Genomic DNA, 14,897 nt, shown 5'->3' with positions numbered 1-14,897 from the left:
GATAAAGCGCTAAAACAAGATCATACAAAAGCACAAACTCATAAGCGATACTTCGTCGCGAAATGCAAAACGATAATCGCTTGTAAAAATAAGGGACGAACTAATTTTATGTAGGGTAAAAGTGAAACCGAGTTGTAAATAACACCTACGCATAATCCCCTTTTTTATCATTTCATAATGTCAAAAACTGCCGCCTTACCGAATTAAGCATTATACTATGAACGGCAGCTTTCGTTTTGTATAACACAAACCTAAGCACAGTGGTTACCTCATCCTTTTTACGCTGAGGTTTTTTTTGTGTTTTCCTCCCAAACTCCCCTTTCTTACAATAATATCCAGCAACACGGAGACAATAACAATGATTCCGATAACGATATTTCTGATTGCAACCGGAGCACCGGCGAACTGCAGCCCGTTTTGTAACACTGCCCAAATGGATGCCCCGACAATGGTTCCAAGTAACAAGCCCTGTCCACCAAGCGTTGATATTCCGCCGATAACCGAGGCGGCAACCGCATACAACTCATACATATTGCCGCTATCCATGGTTCCCATACCGCTTGTTGCACAGGTAATTAAACCGACAACGCAGGAAACAAAGGCGGATATGAGATATGCTTTTAAGGTTGTTGCAATTACATTAACACCTGAAAGTCTCGCCGCCTCATAGTTTGAACCTATTGCGTAAATATGTCTGCCGTTTTTTGTCCGCATAAGATAAAAGTTGAGAATAAACCAGAGAATAAAGGCAATCCAGATGGGATTATACAGGCCGAGAGTTTTGCCGTAATAAAAGAAATCACGGAAATTTTCCGCATGTTCTCCTATTGAGTCGGTGTTATAATTGCCGTTTACAATTTGAGCAATTCCCCGTGCGATTGTCATGGTACCGAGTGTGGCAATAAAGGGAGGAAGTTTACAAAAAGAAACCAGTAAGCCGTTCAAGGCGCCGATTAAAAGACAGCAAAAAACGGTAATAAGAATAGCGGTCAGCGGATTTACCCCCTTACTCATCAGCGTTGCGCTAATCATACAACTCATCCCTACTACCGAACCAATGGAAAGGTCAATATTGCCGGTCAAAAGTACAAACGACTGCCCTATTCCAACCAGTAAAATCGGCGCGATTTGCCGCAAAAGATTTGCTATATTCCGTGCACTAAAAAACACCGGATTCATAATGCCGAATACAATACACAGGACAATAAGTCCTGCCGTTACGGTAAGTACTTGTCTCATACCGCGTATTTCCATAATCTTTTTTAAACCAGGAGTATTATTCACCTTCTCTTTCCGCCTTTTATATATATTCGTGGCTTAGCATAGCCGCTGCAAGTATTTTTTCTTGCGTTGCTTCTTCCGCCTGAAATTCAGCTGTAATTCTTCCTTCGCTCATAACCAAAATTCTGTCTGCAATACCTAAGATTTCCGGTAATTCACTTGAAACAAAAATAACCGCCTTGCCGCTTTCTTTTAATTGATTCATTAAATTATAAATTTCCACTTTTGCGGCAATATCAATACCGCGTGTCGGCTCATCAAAAATAACCACTCTGCTTTCACGGGCAAGCCATTTTGCTACTACCAGCTTTTGCTGATTCCCTCCGGAAAGAGATGCAGCATCTTTATTGCCGCTTACCATTTTTATCGAGAGTTTTTGCACCGAGTTTGCAAGCAGTTTTTTTTCTTTTTTACGATTTATTACACCGAATTTATTTGATAAAAAATCTAAATTCGGTAAAGAAAGATTCTCTTTAATTGAAAGTTTTATGCAAAGTCCGTCTTTTTTTCTGTCTTCGGGAGCAAGTACAATCCCCAGCCCTATTGCATCCTGCGGTCGATGTATGGTAACAGGTTTACCGTCAAGCTCAAGACTTCCGCTGTCAAGCGGATCCGCTCCAAAAATTGCCCGAGTTAGCTCGGTGCGTCCTGCGCCCATCAAACCCGCAATACCTAAAATCTCTCCTTCGTATGCTTCAAAGGAAACATTTTGCACCATCTTCCCCGAATTTAATCCTTTAGCTGAAAAAATCTTCTTTCCTTTTTGCACCTGCACACGCGGAAACTGCTCTTTTATTTCTCTTCCTACCATATGCGTAATAATTTTATCCATACTAAGTTCTGAAAAATTTGCTTCGGTAATAAGCTTTCCGTCCCGCATAATAGTTACTCGATCTACAATATGATGTAACTCATCAAGTCGATGGGAAATATAAATAATGCCCACTCCCTCTGCTCGCAGTTGTAAGATGATCTCAAATAATTCGTCAATTTCTTTATTGGTAAGGGCGGAAGTCGGCTCGTCCATAATCAGCACTTTTGCCTGAGAATGAATAGCCTTTGCAATTTCAACCATTTGTTGTTTTGAAATCGGCAAGTTTCCTACTATTGTGTGCGGATGAATATCGGTAATTTTAAGAGCATCAAGAACTTTTTGCGTTTGTAAATTCATTTCTTTGTTATCGAGAATGCCTGCCTTGCAAAGCTCTTTTCCCAAAAAAATATTTTGCGCAACCGTAAGATGCGCACACATGTTTAATTCTTGGTGAATAATACTGACTCCAAGCTCCGAAGCTTTCTTCGGTGTAAACCGTTGTTCGATATTTTTTCCGAATAACTTGAATGAGCCCTGATCGCGCGTATGCACGCCTGAGATTATTTTTACAAGAGTCGACTTCCCCGCACCGTTCTCGCCCAATAATGCCATAACTTCACCCTTTTTAAGATGAAATGACACATCATCGAGGGCAAGCACTCCGGGGAATGACTTATAAATGCCGCTCATCTCAACTAAATCCGTATCAGCATGCAATACGTACCTCCTTATCATAACAGGGCTTACTTGAAGTTTTTAAACTCGTAGGCGAAGTAAAAGTATATTACTAAAACTTCGTCCGTGCGGCGCACCACAAAGTTCAAGGTCTTGTAGAATTTATTCGCTTATGCTTTGCAGTAAAGTGGTTTGCACCCCTTTAATCCCTTAACATCCCTTCCACCCTTGCCCTGAAGCCAGCCGATATACAACACTGCGTAAATTGAAACCGCCATGAACGACGGCCTACCAGAATCGATGTTTTAAAGCAAGACAATTTGCAAAGCTTTGCCCTAAAGATGCAAAAAATTTCATGCGTATATCCTGCTTGTCATAAGACTTCCAGTATTCGATAAGCTTAATTATAACGCAGAAATTTTGAAAAAGAAAGAAAAAATTTTCGCTGACTATAAGATAAAAATGATATTCCCCTTGCCAAAACCCATGCATCCCCGCGTTTGCGGATTGTGCTTCCCAAAAGCGCTTTAATTGCACACTGCAAACAAAGTTACTCTGCACTAAATTCCAAACGATGTTTAAAAACTACCACAGCTATATAAATAGGAGTTTTAAACTCGCAGGCACTGTAAACAGGAATAGCAAACATTACATTCAGAACGGGCACGGACGCCCGTGGTTCCAAGCAGAATTGAGTTTGAAAACTACCACAGCGTACTCGGAGTTTTCAAACTCATAGGTATAATTTTGCCACGGACGGCAAAATTATACCGTTGTGTCAAACTCCTTTTATAAAATTGTTTATGTTTTAGGTAAGATGTATTAAAAATGAATCGACTTATTAAAAAACCGTTATAATAGTTTTACCGGTTTTTACTTTTCAAAATCTCCTGCCCATGAGTGTATACTTCCAAGATTATATAAGTCGGTATAACCTTTTGAGTGTAAGGTATAAAGTGCCTGCATTGAGCGCATGCCGGTTTGGCAGTATAGAATAATTTTTTGACTTTTATCGGGGAGCGAGTCCTCTGCTTTTGAAGAAAGAAGAGAGACAGGAATATGTATTGCATTTGGAATATGTCCGGCTGAGAATTCTCCGGCAGTTCGCACATCGATAATTACCGCCGAGCTGTTTTTAATAAGCTCTTTTGCATCGCTGCCGGAAATGTTTTGCATCCTGCCTTTTGTGTCTCCGCCTTTTTTAAGCAGAAAGCGAATCCAATAGTATTTAAAAAATCGAGGCAGAATTAGAAGTACAATAATAGAGACTGTGATGATTAAAACTATGTTATCAGCCATGGTATACTCCGTTTTATTATATTAAAGGATATAAGTAATGATGGAATGGGGGGGGGCTTTGTTGTTGGCGGCTTTCATGTATGGTTAAAAAACCGTTTTTAAATTAATTAAGGTAACTTAAATAAAAAAGGCAGGAAGCCCTGCCTTTTTTATTTAACCGATTACCGCAAGAATATCTGCCGCCTTGAGGATTAAGTGATCCTCTCCGTCAATTTTTATTTGTGTGCCGGCATACTTATCATGTAACACCTTTTGTCCGACAGAGACCTTGATTTTTTCTTTGTCATCACCAATGGCAACAACTACTGCGGTCTGTGTTTTTTCTTGGGCAGAATCGGGAATAATGATTCCCGAAGCGGTTTTTGTTTCAACCTTATCTTCTTTAACTAATACGCGGTCTGCTAATGGCGTTACCTTCATCGCTAAGACCCTCCTATGAATAATTGTGATGCTTACAACTGTGTAAAAATGATACAGTTATTCAAGCTATTTAAGCTGTTGTGTCAATACTATACATAAAGCTTATGGATATAATATACAAAGAAAGATTACAAAAGGCAAGTAATATTATTATTTTGTATTCTAATCCGTTTAAATCATTGACAACTAGCGACTTAGAGAATATTTTTTATCAAAAAAATATAAACATTGTTTTTATCATTTTTGGCATGTAATTTGCTTTTAATTATATAGCAAGTAAACATTAATGTAACGTTATTATAAATAGATATTTTTTATTGAAGGAGTTTAAAATGAAAAAAAAGAATATAGCAACTGATAATGTTTTAGCCGGATATCTTCGAGATATAAATAAGATTCCTCTTTTGACGCTTGAGGAAGAAGTTGAGCTTGCAACCCGCGCCGCTGAAGGAGATAAGGCTGCAAAAGATAAGCTGATACAAGCTAATTTACGCTTTGTAGTGAATGTTGCAAAAAAGTATCAAAATCAGGGCTTGCCCTTAATGGATCTTATCAGTGAAGGAAATATCGGCTTAATGAATGCAGCTGACCGTTTTGATGTAACCAAGGGATATAAGTTTATCTCCTATGCGGTATGGTGGATTCGTCAGTCAATACTTAAAGCTATTTGTGAAAAATCCAGAATGATTCGATTACCGCTTAATCGGGTTGGTGAACTTATTCAAATAGAAAAAACCAGAAAAGAAATTCGCTCTACAGCGTCGGAAGAAGAAGAGTTGAAAGAGGTTGCCGATATTCTTGCTCTTGATCATGATACCGTAAAAATGATTGTAAATATCGGCAGGGAGCCGGTTTCACTTGATGCGCCTCTTTTTGATGATGCGGCTAATGGAAAAATGGGAGACTTTATTGAAGATGCCCAATATGAACAACCGGAAGCGTATATGCTTGATGTCAGCTTAAAAGAAAGTATTGATAAAGTAATTAATACACTTCCTAAGCGTGAGGCGGAAATATTACGATATCGATTTGGATTAAACGGATATAAACAACTTTCGCTTAAGGATGTAGGAAAAATATTTAACTTAACAAAAGAAAGAATTCGGCAAATTGAAAAAAAATCACTTGAGCAACTTAAAGCTACAAGTTATAAATATAAATTAGATGCATATGTTGCATAAGCAAAAAACATCTCTATGAAATGAATTACAAAAATAAAAACACATGATAGGTTGTACCTGTTATGTGTTTTTATTTTCTATAGTTTTTAGGGAAGTTGATTTGTCCACACAGTAATTTAATAAATACCGTCCTATAACCGAAAGCTCGGCCCGATTGAAAAATTAAGCGTATTAATAAAAATCCCTTCGCTTTCTATTATGTAAGCAAGATTTTCCGCAACGGAGATATAAAGACCGTATTTTTCCGTAAAATAGGGTACAAAGTTTAATTGTATCGGAATGGAAATTGCAAAAGCCGACAGAACGAATGTACTTATCCCAATTCCGGCTGCTGCGGTAAATTCAAAATTTGTTCCAAGCCCGTGTGTATATCCAAATAAGAAGTTAAGCGAATACAGGGGGATTAGCGGTATTGCGGGCGGGTTGTTGATCGCCATCGGATTAATCAGTAGATAAATGTTATTGGTAATTAAAAAAGAAAATCCCGATTTATGATTAAACAAAGCATCAAAATCAATGGTTATTCCACCCATATGCAAAACATGTTTATCATCAGATTCTCTATAACGGGGATTAGCCTCATAAGCCATTACCCACGAACCGCCAAGTTTCGGGGCAAGCACGTATTCTTCGAAAGGACGTGCATGGATATGTAATGCAGCTGATTCAAAGCAAAGTGTAAGCAGTATAAATAGCTTAGTTTGTTTTTTCATCAATACCCTTTTGTAATTCAAAAATACGCTCGATAATATCATAAGCTTTAAAAAAATACAAGAAAGTTTTTACGTATAGTATACCGTTTTTTTATAACTCGATTATTTTTCTTAATGCATTTTATACAAATCGTAAAAAAATTTATAAAAAAGAGCCTCGGTTTAGTTTTTGCCGTCCATGGCAAAAACTAAACCACGAGTTTTAAAGCTTTACAAACTACTCTGCTTTAAAACATCGTTTCTGCTTGGAACCACGGGCGTCCGTGCCCGTTCTGAGTTTTGCCGTCCGTGGCAAAATGAAACCTGCGAGTTTTAAAGCTTTGCAAATAGTTTTGCTTTAAAACGTCGCTTCTGTTTGGAACCACGGGCGTCCGTGCCCGTTCTGATTTTAACAACGGTGAGTAAACTTACCATAGGAATGCTTAAATCCGCACTCCCTTTTTCTTGATACTCCGATTTTTATAACAGGAACTTAATTACAAAACAATACAATAGAAAGTGATTAAAATCAACATTTTCAGATACTGAATTTCACAACTTTTTATATGACATTTGTCATCTCAAAATCCCAAAAATTATGACATTTTAAACTACCATTCTTTTTTAAAATTTATATACTACAATTAAACTTTTTTAGGAGGGCTTATGACAACTTATTATATAAAAAGATTTTTAGCGGTTTTGGGTTTGGGTTTGCTTTTTATCTCTTGCTCAAAATTTACGGTGGAAAAAATCGAAGATAAAAATACTAACAGCGATGTGCAGGTTTTTTCAATTAAGGGAAGTATAAACGGATTTCATTATATACCGAAAGAAATTAAGCATAAGGGGCTTGTAGTTTGTTTCGGCGGTTCGGAGGGAAGTGCGGGCGAATGGTATGCTGCGGATATCGCAAATGAGGGCTATGAGGTTTTAGCTGTTTATTATTTTGGGAAAGAAAATCTTCCGCAGATTCTTTCGGAAGTACCAATTGAATTTTTTGAAAACGTTTTGGACTATATTAAAAAAAGAGGTAGCAACAAAAAACCTATAACTCTTTTGGGTGCATCGAAGGGTGCGGAACTGACGGCACTTCTTACAAGGTATTATCCGCAAATTGATAATCTTATTTTGTTCGCACCTGCGAGTTGTGTTTTTCAAGGACTTGATTATACAAGCTCCAAATCATCTTGGACTAGAAAAAAAGAGGCTCTTCCATTTATTACTTTTACCCAAGAGGTGATCGAAAAAATCAGCTATGAAGAAAATGCTATTGTGTTGCGCCCCTTATACGAGGCGGCTGTAAACGAGGCTGCGGAAGAACTAAGAAAAAAAGCTGAGATCGATTTATCGCAATTTAAAGGAAAAGTTTTAATATTTGCAGGCGGTGATGATTGTTTGTGGCCGGGAGATTTTGCTGCACAAGCTTTTAAAAATCAAAACCCCGACAACGTAGACCTGCATATTTTTCCAAAAGCGGGACACGCCTTCGGAGCTCCGCCCATAGCGGGAGGAGTAAAATTAGGCGGAACTCAGGAAGAAAACACAAAAGCCGCAATTGAAAGCCGCAGGATAATGTTTGAGTTTTTAAATTAGATATATGGAAAATAGGGAGAAAAGCATGATTTTAACAGTAAAAAATTTAGTAAAGCGGTATAAGGAAAAAACCGCTTTGGATCACTTTAATTTGGAAGTAAGGGAAGGGGAAGTGCTCGGGCTTTTGGGACCGAACGGTTGCGGTAAAACAACCGCAATTAACTGCATTCTTTCGCTTTTAACATACAGCAAGGGTGAGATTGAAATTTTCGGGAAACCGATGACGCCGAATGCACCGGATATTAAGCAAGACATCGGCTTAGTGCCGCAAGAGGTTTCGCTTTTTAATGTGTTTACCGTAAAAGAAAATGTTGACTATTTTTGCGGGCTTTATGTAAACGATGCTGCAAAACGAAAAGCTCTTGTCGATGAAGCAATTGATTTTGTCGGCTTATCAAATTATAAAAACTACAAAGCAAAAAAACTTTCAGGAGGCTTACTGCGCAGGTTAAACATTGCGTGCGGAATTGCGCATAAGCCGCGCCTTATTTTTATGGACGAGCCGACAGTTGCGGTTGATGCGCAAAGCCGTAACTTTATTCTTTCAGGAATAAAAGACTTGGCAAAGAACGGAAGCACAATTGTGTACACAACACATTATCTTGAAGAGGCAGAAACGCTTTGCGATAGGGTTGTTATTATGGATAACGGAAAAGATATTGCAAACGGCACTTTGGATGAATTAAAAAATTTAATTAAAACACGCGAAAAAATTATTGTTGAGTTTGTAAGCGAGCCTGATAATTTGGAAAGCCGCTTGCGCAATATTAAACATGTGTTGGACATTACAAAAAAAGGAAGTGATTTTACAATTGTGTTTGAAAATTCGCTTAATAACTTAAATGAATTAATTTCGTTTATTAATGCGGAAAAACTTTCGTACACAAAACTTTACTCGGAGCAGCCGAGTTTAAACGACATCTTCCTTGAACTGACCGGAAAGGAGCTGCGAGACAAATGAGTTTTTTAAGGCAATTTAAATACACCGCAATTTCAATGATACGCTCAAACGAGGGCCTGTTTTGGACAATCCTATATCCGATACTTTTGTCATCACTTTTTTTTGCGGCCGTTTCAAACATTATTAACCTTTCAGTTAATAAAATAAACGTCGGCATTGAAGAAAAAAATCCGATTATAAATGAAATTCGCTTTACCGGAATGTTTAATATTATCACCATGGATTCAGAGAAAGCGCAGCAAGCTCTGCGGAATAAAACAATAGAAGGGTTTATCGAAAATGACGGCAGCTTAAAAGTTTCTTCCGACGGAATTGCTCAAACAATTACAAAGGGTGTGCTGGATCAGCTAAAACAAACAAAGGCTTTAAATGTTCCGATTAGCCCCTTTGATTATGGCAAAGAATATGTAAAAAGCATAAATGAAAAACAAAACTCAATAATGATTTTATTTTATTCGCTATTGGCAATGGTAGCAACCTACGGACTTTTCGGTGCTCTTTCCATACCGGCTGAAATGCAGGCAAACATTTCAAAACTCGGTGCAAGAATTTCCGCAACGCCTCTTAAAAGATTTAACGCCTACCTTGCAGGGCTTATCTTTTTTGCTTTATTCAATTTTGCTGCAAACTTTTTATACATAGTCTTTGTTGTCTTCGTATTAAAAGTGCCTTTTATCGGAGACATTAAAACAACGCTTGCTCTTCTTGGCCTTGCAAATATTTTCGGCGTAAGTTTGGGGCTTTGCATCGGCTCAATTCCATTTGGAACGGAAAATTCAAAAACGCTTGCAGGCGTTTTTACTATGCTCTTTCTCGGCTTTTTAACAGGCTTAATGAGCCCTGAGATAAAACTCATTCTCGATGAAAAAATTCCAATCTTAAATAGAATAAATCCTCTGGGGCTTTTAACAGATAATTTTTATAACGTAAATATTTTACAAGAGTACAATCTTGTTTTACCTTTTTGTATTGTCTACTGTAGTTTTATACTGTTGTTTCTAACAGTAACATTCTTTAATTCAAGGAAGGGGCAATATGACAGTTTATAAAAATTTTTTACGGCTTGTATACACAAAAAAAATCCCGATAATTATTTCGACGGTAATTTTTCTTCTTATGTCGTTTGCTATGGCAAGAGTAAATTCATCAGGTGGTCATTCGGATTTTTCAGAATCTTCGTTTGATTTAAAAGTTATTGACAACGACAACTCAATACTTTCTCAAAATTTAATTGAGTATTTAAAAACAAAAAACAATGTTACTGTTATAAAACCGGAAGATTTGCAAAATAAATCGGAAGAGGAAATTGTAAAGGAAATAAAAAAAGATATTTCGCTTAGCCTTATCAATGCGGGAATTATAATCAATCCTAATCTTGAAAAAAATTTAAAAGATGCAAAGTCTTGTGTTTTAAGTTTTAAGGATGAGCGAAAAACAAGCTCCTTTTACATTGATATGCAAATACAAAAATTTTTGCTGTTTACGGATTCTGTAAAAAAAGCGGAAGGCGAATTTAATTTTGCAAAAATACAAACCGCCTTAAAAGAAAGCACTCCTGTGCATAAAATTCAAGTCGGTAAAAACTTTTCACTCAATATTTGGTTTAAACACTTTTTTATTTTTTTTGCATGGATACTTTTTTCGTTGGTGCTGCACTCTGTCGGGCGGACAACAGCTATTTTGAATGACCCTGCATTAAAAATGCGGAACAACGTTTCTCCTGTATCAACCCTTCGCTTTGCTCTTGAAAATTTTGCCGCACAATTGACGGTGCTTTTTTTACTGATGGCAATTATTATCGGCTTTCCTGTTGTAGTTTACAGCAACAAGCTCGCAGGCGTACCGATTGCCGCTTATGTTTTTACCGCTTTTGTTTACGGTGCTGTAGTTTTAAGCATGACTTTTATGCTAAACGCAATGTCAACAAAAGAAAAAATTATCAACGTTTTAGGTTCAATTTTACCGATGGCTTTAGCATTTATTTCAGGCGTCTTTATGCCACAGGAATTTCTTCCTAATGCGATTTTAACCATTGCGAAATTCTTTCCCCTGTATTATTTTGTACAGGCAAACGAGTTTACTCAAAACTTGTTAAAAGTTGATTGGGCTAACATCGGAATGCTTTTTTTATTCCTCATCTTGTATTTTACAATCGGGATGTACTTTTCAAAAATTAACCGAGCTCAAGGCAAAATAGAATTTGCCCAAAGGTAAAAATCCTATATAAAGTGTTACACATAAGAAACATCCTGTATAAACGAAAGCAGTTGTGATTTTAACAATTAAATATTTCCCGGAAAAACAAAAGTAAGCTGCTTCTTTGCGATTTTGCAAAGTTGCAGAATACGCGCGGGAGCGGTCGGCGGCGTATCTTGCATTTTATATGCAGGATAAAAGGCGGAAATGTGCAAAGGAATATCAGTGGAAATATTTGCAAGTTCGGATGCGAGCTGCTCCATCTGATTTGCTTCGCTGTTTTTTCCTTCGATAACAAGACAGGTAACTTCGACATGACAGTGTTTTGCGGCAAGGCGAATACTGCGCAGGACAGGTTCAACACTTCCCTTGCAAAGCTTTGCGTAATAGTCTTGCGAAAAAGCTTTGAGGTCTATGTTCATCGCATCAATAACAGGAAGAATTTTTGTGAGCGGCACTTCTTCGATAAAGCCGTTGGTTACCAGCACAGTCTTTAATCCTGCCTGCTTTGCAAGCGGCGCCGTATCGGCAATGTACTCATACCAGACAGTCGGTTCATTATAAGTAAAAGCAATTCCGATTGAATTGGTTTGCAGCGCCTGCGACACAAGCTGCTCAGGAGAGGTTTTGGGAAACAAAAGTGCCGCGTTTTCTTGCATGGCATGTACCAAAGAATGATTTTGACAAAAGGCGCAATCAAAATTGCAACCGAAGGTTCCGACTGAAAAAATTTTACTTCCAGGATAAAATCGATACAAAGGTTTTTTCTCAATCGGGTCAAGCGCCGCCGCAAGCACCTTTCCGTAATTAAGCGAATATAAAACGCCGCCAATATTTTTGCGCACACCGCACCGAGAAATTTTTCCTTCAGGAACAATGCAGCGATGCGGACAAAGCAGACATCGCTTTTCTTCCTCTGCCCAAAAAAAAGCTTGTTTCAAATTTCCTTCCTTGATAAAAATCTTGCCGAATAAAAAACTGCCATCTCTTATCTATTATAAGCGTGTTTAAGTTTTGGTCAACGGAAAAATTATAGAAAAGCTTTTCCATATTTTTTAAGGCGTACCATTGCTTAGTTTGTATTGCGTAAAAAATTTTTCATAAAGGTCAAGCTGTTTTGCTTAAAACATAATACGGAACAGTAATCAGAACCGCTACTGAGGACGCGAATGTTTTTTTGGAAATCTCAAACGGTAATGCCCGCACGCTCTTGTTGTATAAGTTTCAACATTGCCCTATCACAAATCAGTTATTTTTGGTATACTCCATTTCTTATGGAATTATCTTTTAAAGACATCGGCTTAGAGGACATCGTTCTCCAAGCAATTGAAGCAAAGGGTTTTGAAACCCCAACTCCCATTCAGATTTTGGCAATTCCCCGATTGCTTTCGGGAGAGACAAATATTATTGCAAAGGCGCGCACCGGTACCGGAAAAACAGGCGCTTTTGGCTTACCACTTATTCAGGAATTGCGTGCAGATTTAGGACATCCGCGCGCTCTCGTACTTGTGCCGACTCGTGAACTTGCCATGCAGGTTGCGGCAGAAATAGAATCCTTTAGAATTGAAACCTATCCCCGAATCGCTGTTGTCTATGGCGGTTCTTCAATGAGCGAACAATTACGTGCTTTGAAAAAAGGGGCTGAAATTATCGTAGGAACACCGGGACGAATTATTGACCACATTGAGCGCGGCTCGCTTGATCTTACGCAAATTGAATATTTTATTTTGGACGAAGCGGATGAAATGCTTAATATGGGATTTATCAGCGATATAGAAACTATATTTTCAAAAGCAAATTCCAATGCGCGCATTTTAATGTTTTCCGCCACCATGCCCAAACCTATTCTTTCGATAGCCTCGGATTTTATGGGAGATTATGAAATTGTTGCGGAAGAATTATCCGAAGAGCCTGTTTCGCTCACCGAGCAGTTTTATTGGTTTGTGCGCGAAGAAGATAAAATCGAAGCACTTATACGGCTCATCGATATTACACCGGATTTTTACGGCTTGGTATTTTGCCAAACAAAACTTGATGCGGATTCGGTTGCAAAAGAATTGGAAGAGCGCGGATATGAAGCGGCTGCCTTGCACGGCGACATTCCGCAAAATCAGCGGGAAAAAATTCTTTCCCGATTCAGATCAAAAAAAATACGCACGCTTGTTGCAACCGATGTTGCCGCACGCGGAATTGACATCGAAGGAATTACCCACGTGGTCAATTATGCAATTCCCTATGACGGCCCGACCTATACACACAGAATAGGCAGAACCGGACGCGCAGGCTCGACAGGAACAGCGGTAAGTTTTATTCGTCCGAATGAAAGCAGAAAAATCGACTATCTTGCCCGTCATGCCCGCGGCGAATTCAAAGAAGGAAAAATTCCTTCAATAGAAAAAGTTCTTGCATACAAAGAAACGCGTATCCTTTCCGAATTGGGCGAAAAGCTTGCAAAACTTGAAACCGATGACTTCAACGAATCGTTCATACGGTTTTCAGAAAAACTTTTAGCCGGCACCGCTGAAAAATCAGAAAACGATGTTTCCCTTGCCGATGAAAATATCAGTGAAGAAATAACCGATATGCAAAATTCTGAACATGATTTTGAAAAACGTTATAATGACAAAACTGAAAAACAGATTATCCAAATTCTTGCCGGTTTGCTGCAACTACAATTCGGCGCGCAGCTTTCACCATCTCGGTATAAAAATATAAAGCCGGTGCGTTTTGACGGCGGAAAAAAACAAAAAGATTCAGACCAATGCCGCTTATATCTTGCCTTAGGCAGAAAAGAAGGCATGACAAAACGAAAGATATCTCAGCTTTTTTCTTCTTTGCTTTCCATCCCCGAACATAAGGTTGATCGAATCGAAGTGATGGAAAAGTTTTCATTGGTAAGTTTACCGCGACAAGCTGCCGCAACAGCACTCAGCCTTGCAAAAAAAAGAAAAGACCTTCCCCTGCGCCTTGACAAAAAAGAAAGCGAAGAACGGGAAAGTTTTCCTGCAAGAAAAAAATCGGGAAGGAAGCAACGGGAAGAGCGCCGCATGGAAACATTTGTCAAGGAAAAAACAGCAAAGAAAAAACGCAGCCCCTCAACCGCAAAAGCATCCGCCTATAAAAAACGCTGAGAGCTTTTCTCTTGTGTAACGTTCTTTTTTAATTAGATTTTTAATTTGTTTAATGAGAGTCGAATTTTATAAAAATTAAACCTTGCGAGTTTGAAAACTCCGAATATGGCTCGGTAGTTTTCAAACTCATTTCTGAATGAACCCACGGGCGTCAGTGCCCGTTCTGAGTTTTGACATCCGAATCATAAACAATTTTATAAAAAGAGCCCGACACAACGCAACGGTGGGTAAGTTTACCATCGGAATGCCTACCCCTCGCTAACGCCAAGAAAAACCCCAAAGTTCCGCACGCCAAAAACCATCCCCCGACAGCCTCTGCGCGCAGAGCAGGGCGACTTGTACTGACCCCCTGTTTTTTACGTGGAAACACGGGTGTCCATACCCGTTCTGATTTTGCTGTCCGTGTCAAAATAATACCTTGCGAGTTTTAAAAGCACTTGAAAGCGGTTGTGCTTTTAAAACATCGCCAAGTTAAGATACCACATAATCAAGATATTGTTTTGAATTCCAAATTATGCTATGGTTTTTTGGTTTTCATGTGTATCGGATCTAATTAAATTACCGATTTCTTAATTATTAGACTTTTCGAACCTGTTGACGATAATATGAAACTCTGTTATTCTTTTGCTCGTTAAAAACAGGAATTTGATA

12 protein-coding genes are annotated in these 14,897 nt (G+C 38.4%); 6 read left to right on the top strand and 6 right to left on the bottom strand.

The annotated features are described in order from the left end of the window. Positions 1-264: 264 nt before the first annotated feature. The 4 genes from FUT79_RS04235 to FUT79_RS04220 form a co-directional block, all read right to left on the bottom strand. Positions 265-1,254 carry an ABC transporter permease gene (locus tag FUT79_RS04235; protein ID WP_044635042.1) on the bottom strand — a complete coding sequence of 330 codons (990 nt, stop codon included), beginning with the start codon at positions 1,252-1,254 and terminating at the stop codon, positions 265-267. 46 nt (positions 1,255-1,300) lie between these two features. Continuing rightward, positions 1,301-2,830 (bottom strand): sugar ABC transporter ATP-binding protein, encoded by a 1,530-nt coding sequence (locus FUT79_RS04230; protein WP_002697563.1) that lies wholly within the window; start codon positions 2,828-2,830, stop codon positions 1,301-1,303. A gap of 813 nt (positions 2,831-3,643) precedes the next feature. After that, positions 3,644-4,069, bottom strand: a complete 426-nt coding sequence (locus FUT79_RS04225) for a rhodanese-like domain-containing protein (RefSeq protein WP_002697556.1) — start codon at positions 4,067-4,069, stop codon at positions 3,644-3,646. A gap of 153 nt (positions 4,070-4,222) precedes the next feature. After that, positions 4,223-4,489, bottom strand: a complete 267-nt coding sequence (locus tag FUT79_RS04220) for a co-chaperone GroES (protein ID WP_002697554.1) — start codon at positions 4,487-4,489, stop codon at positions 4,223-4,225. Between the two features lie 332 nt (positions 4,490-4,821). On the opposite strand from FUT79_RS04220, the gene FUT79_RS04215 reads away from it, so the two are divergent. After that, the gene (locus tag FUT79_RS04215) at positions 4,822-5,670 is read left to right on the top strand and encodes a sigma-70 family RNA polymerase sigma factor (protein ID WP_002697552.1); all 849 of its coding nucleotides are present in this window, start codon (positions 4,822-4,824) and stop codon (positions 5,668-5,670) included. A gap of 131 nt (positions 5,671-5,801) precedes the next feature. Here the strand turns inward: FUT79_RS04215 and FUT79_RS04210 are convergent, their stop codons facing one another. After that, positions 5,802-6,383, bottom strand: a complete 582-nt coding sequence (locus FUT79_RS04210) for a DUF2715 domain-containing protein (protein WP_024752301.1) — start codon at positions 6,381-6,383, stop codon at positions 5,802-5,804. 645 nt (positions 6,384-7,028) lie between these two features. Here FUT79_RS04210 and FUT79_RS04205 point away from each other — a divergent pair. The 4 genes from FUT79_RS04205 to FUT79_RS04190 are packed head-to-tail and all read left to right on the top strand — an operon-like array spanning position 7,029 to position 11,133. Next, positions 7,029-7,958 carry an acyl-CoA thioester hydrolase/BAAT C-terminal domain-containing protein gene (locus FUT79_RS04205; protein ID WP_148889309.1) on the top strand — a complete coding sequence of 310 codons (930 nt, stop codon included), beginning with the start codon at positions 7,029-7,031 and terminating at the stop codon, positions 7,956-7,958. 25 nt (positions 7,959-7,983) lie between these two features. Then, a complete protein-coding gene (locus FUT79_RS04200) occupies positions 7,984-8,919 on the top strand; it encodes an ABC transporter ATP-binding protein (protein WP_148889307.1) in 936 nt (311 codons plus the stop codon). After that, positions 8,916-9,968 (top strand): ABC transporter permease, encoded by a 1,053-nt coding sequence (locus FUT79_RS04195; protein WP_148889304.1) that lies wholly within the window; start codon positions 8,916-8,918, stop codon positions 9,966-9,968. Before FUT79_RS04200 ends, FUT79_RS04195 begins: the two co-directional genes overlap by 4 nt. After that, positions 9,955-11,133: an ABC transporter permease gene (locus tag FUT79_RS04190; protein WP_148889303.1), complete on the top strand. Its 1,179-nt coding sequence runs from the start codon at positions 9,955-9,957 to the stop codon at positions 11,131-11,133. The genes FUT79_RS04195 and FUT79_RS04190 overlap by 14 nt, the downstream gene beginning before the upstream one ends. A 68-nt stretch (positions 11,134-11,201) precedes the next feature. Here the strand turns inward: FUT79_RS04190 and amrS are convergent, their stop codons facing one another. After that, the gene (gene amrS, locus FUT79_RS04185) at positions 11,202-12,056 is read right to left on the bottom strand and encodes an AmmeMemoRadiSam system radical SAM enzyme (protein WP_024752297.1); all 855 of its coding nucleotides are present in this window, start codon (positions 12,054-12,056) and stop codon (positions 11,202-11,204) included. A gap of 333 nt (positions 12,057-12,389) precedes the next feature. Between amrS and FUT79_RS04180 the strand changes: the two genes are divergently transcribed. After that, the gene (locus FUT79_RS04180) at positions 12,390-14,246 is read left to right on the top strand and encodes a DEAD/DEAH box helicase (RefSeq protein ID WP_148889302.1); all 1,857 of its coding nucleotides are present in this window, start codon (positions 12,390-12,392) and stop codon (positions 14,244-14,246) included. Positions 14,247-14,897: the final 651 nt, after the last annotated feature.

Origin of the sequence: Treponema phagedenis, assembly GCF_008153345.1 — a bacterium.
Taxonomy (GTDB): domain Bacteria; phylum Spirochaetota; class Spirochaetia; order Treponematales; family Treponemataceae; genus Treponema; species Treponema phagedenis.
This window is presented reverse-complemented; position numbering and strand designations above follow the sequence as displayed.

What these genes read in the sequence shown, in the direction of transcription:
- FUT79_RS04225 (WP_002697556.1), bottom strand. Translation starts at nt 4,069, where the DNA reads ATGGCTGATAACATAGTTTTAATCATCACAGTCTCTATTATTGTACTT.
- FUT79_RS04220 (WP_002697554.1), bottom strand. Translation starts at nt 4,489, where the DNA reads ATGAAGGTAACGCCATTAGCAGACCGCGTATTAGTTAAAGAAGATAAG.
- FUT79_RS04195 (WP_148889304.1), top strand. Translation starts at nt 8,916, where the DNA reads ATGAGTTTTTTAAGGCAATTTAAATACACCGCAATTTCAATGATACGC.
- FUT79_RS04230 (WP_002697563.1), bottom strand. Translation starts at nt 2,830, where the DNA reads ATGATAAGGAGGTACGTATTGCATGCTGATACGGATTTAGTTGAGATG.
- FUT79_RS04190 (WP_148889303.1), top strand. Translation starts at nt 9,955, where the DNA reads ATGACAGTTTATAAAAATTTTTTACGGCTTGTATACACAAAAAAAATC.
- FUT79_RS04215 (WP_002697552.1), top strand. Translation starts at nt 4,822, where the DNA reads ATGAAAAAAAAGAATATAGCAACTGATAATGTTTTAGCCGGATATCTT.
- FUT79_RS04205 (WP_148889309.1), top strand. Translation starts at nt 7,029, where the DNA reads ATGACAACTTATTATATAAAAAGATTTTTAGCGGTTTTGGGTTTGGGT.
- FUT79_RS04180 (WP_148889302.1), top strand. Translation starts at nt 12,390, where the DNA reads ATGGAATTATCTTTTAAAGACATCGGCTTAGAGGACATCGTTCTCCAA.
- FUT79_RS04200 (WP_148889307.1), top strand. Translation starts at nt 7,984, where the DNA reads ATGATTTTAACAGTAAAAAATTTAGTAAAGCGGTATAAGGAAAAAACC.
- FUT79_RS04235 (WP_044635042.1), bottom strand. Translation starts at nt 1,254, where the DNA reads ATGGAAATACGCGGTATGAGACAAGTACTTACCGTAACGGCAGGACTT.
- FUT79_RS04210 (WP_024752301.1), bottom strand. Translation starts at nt 6,383, where the DNA reads ATGAAAAAACAAACTAAGCTATTTATACTGCTTACACTTTGCTTTGAA.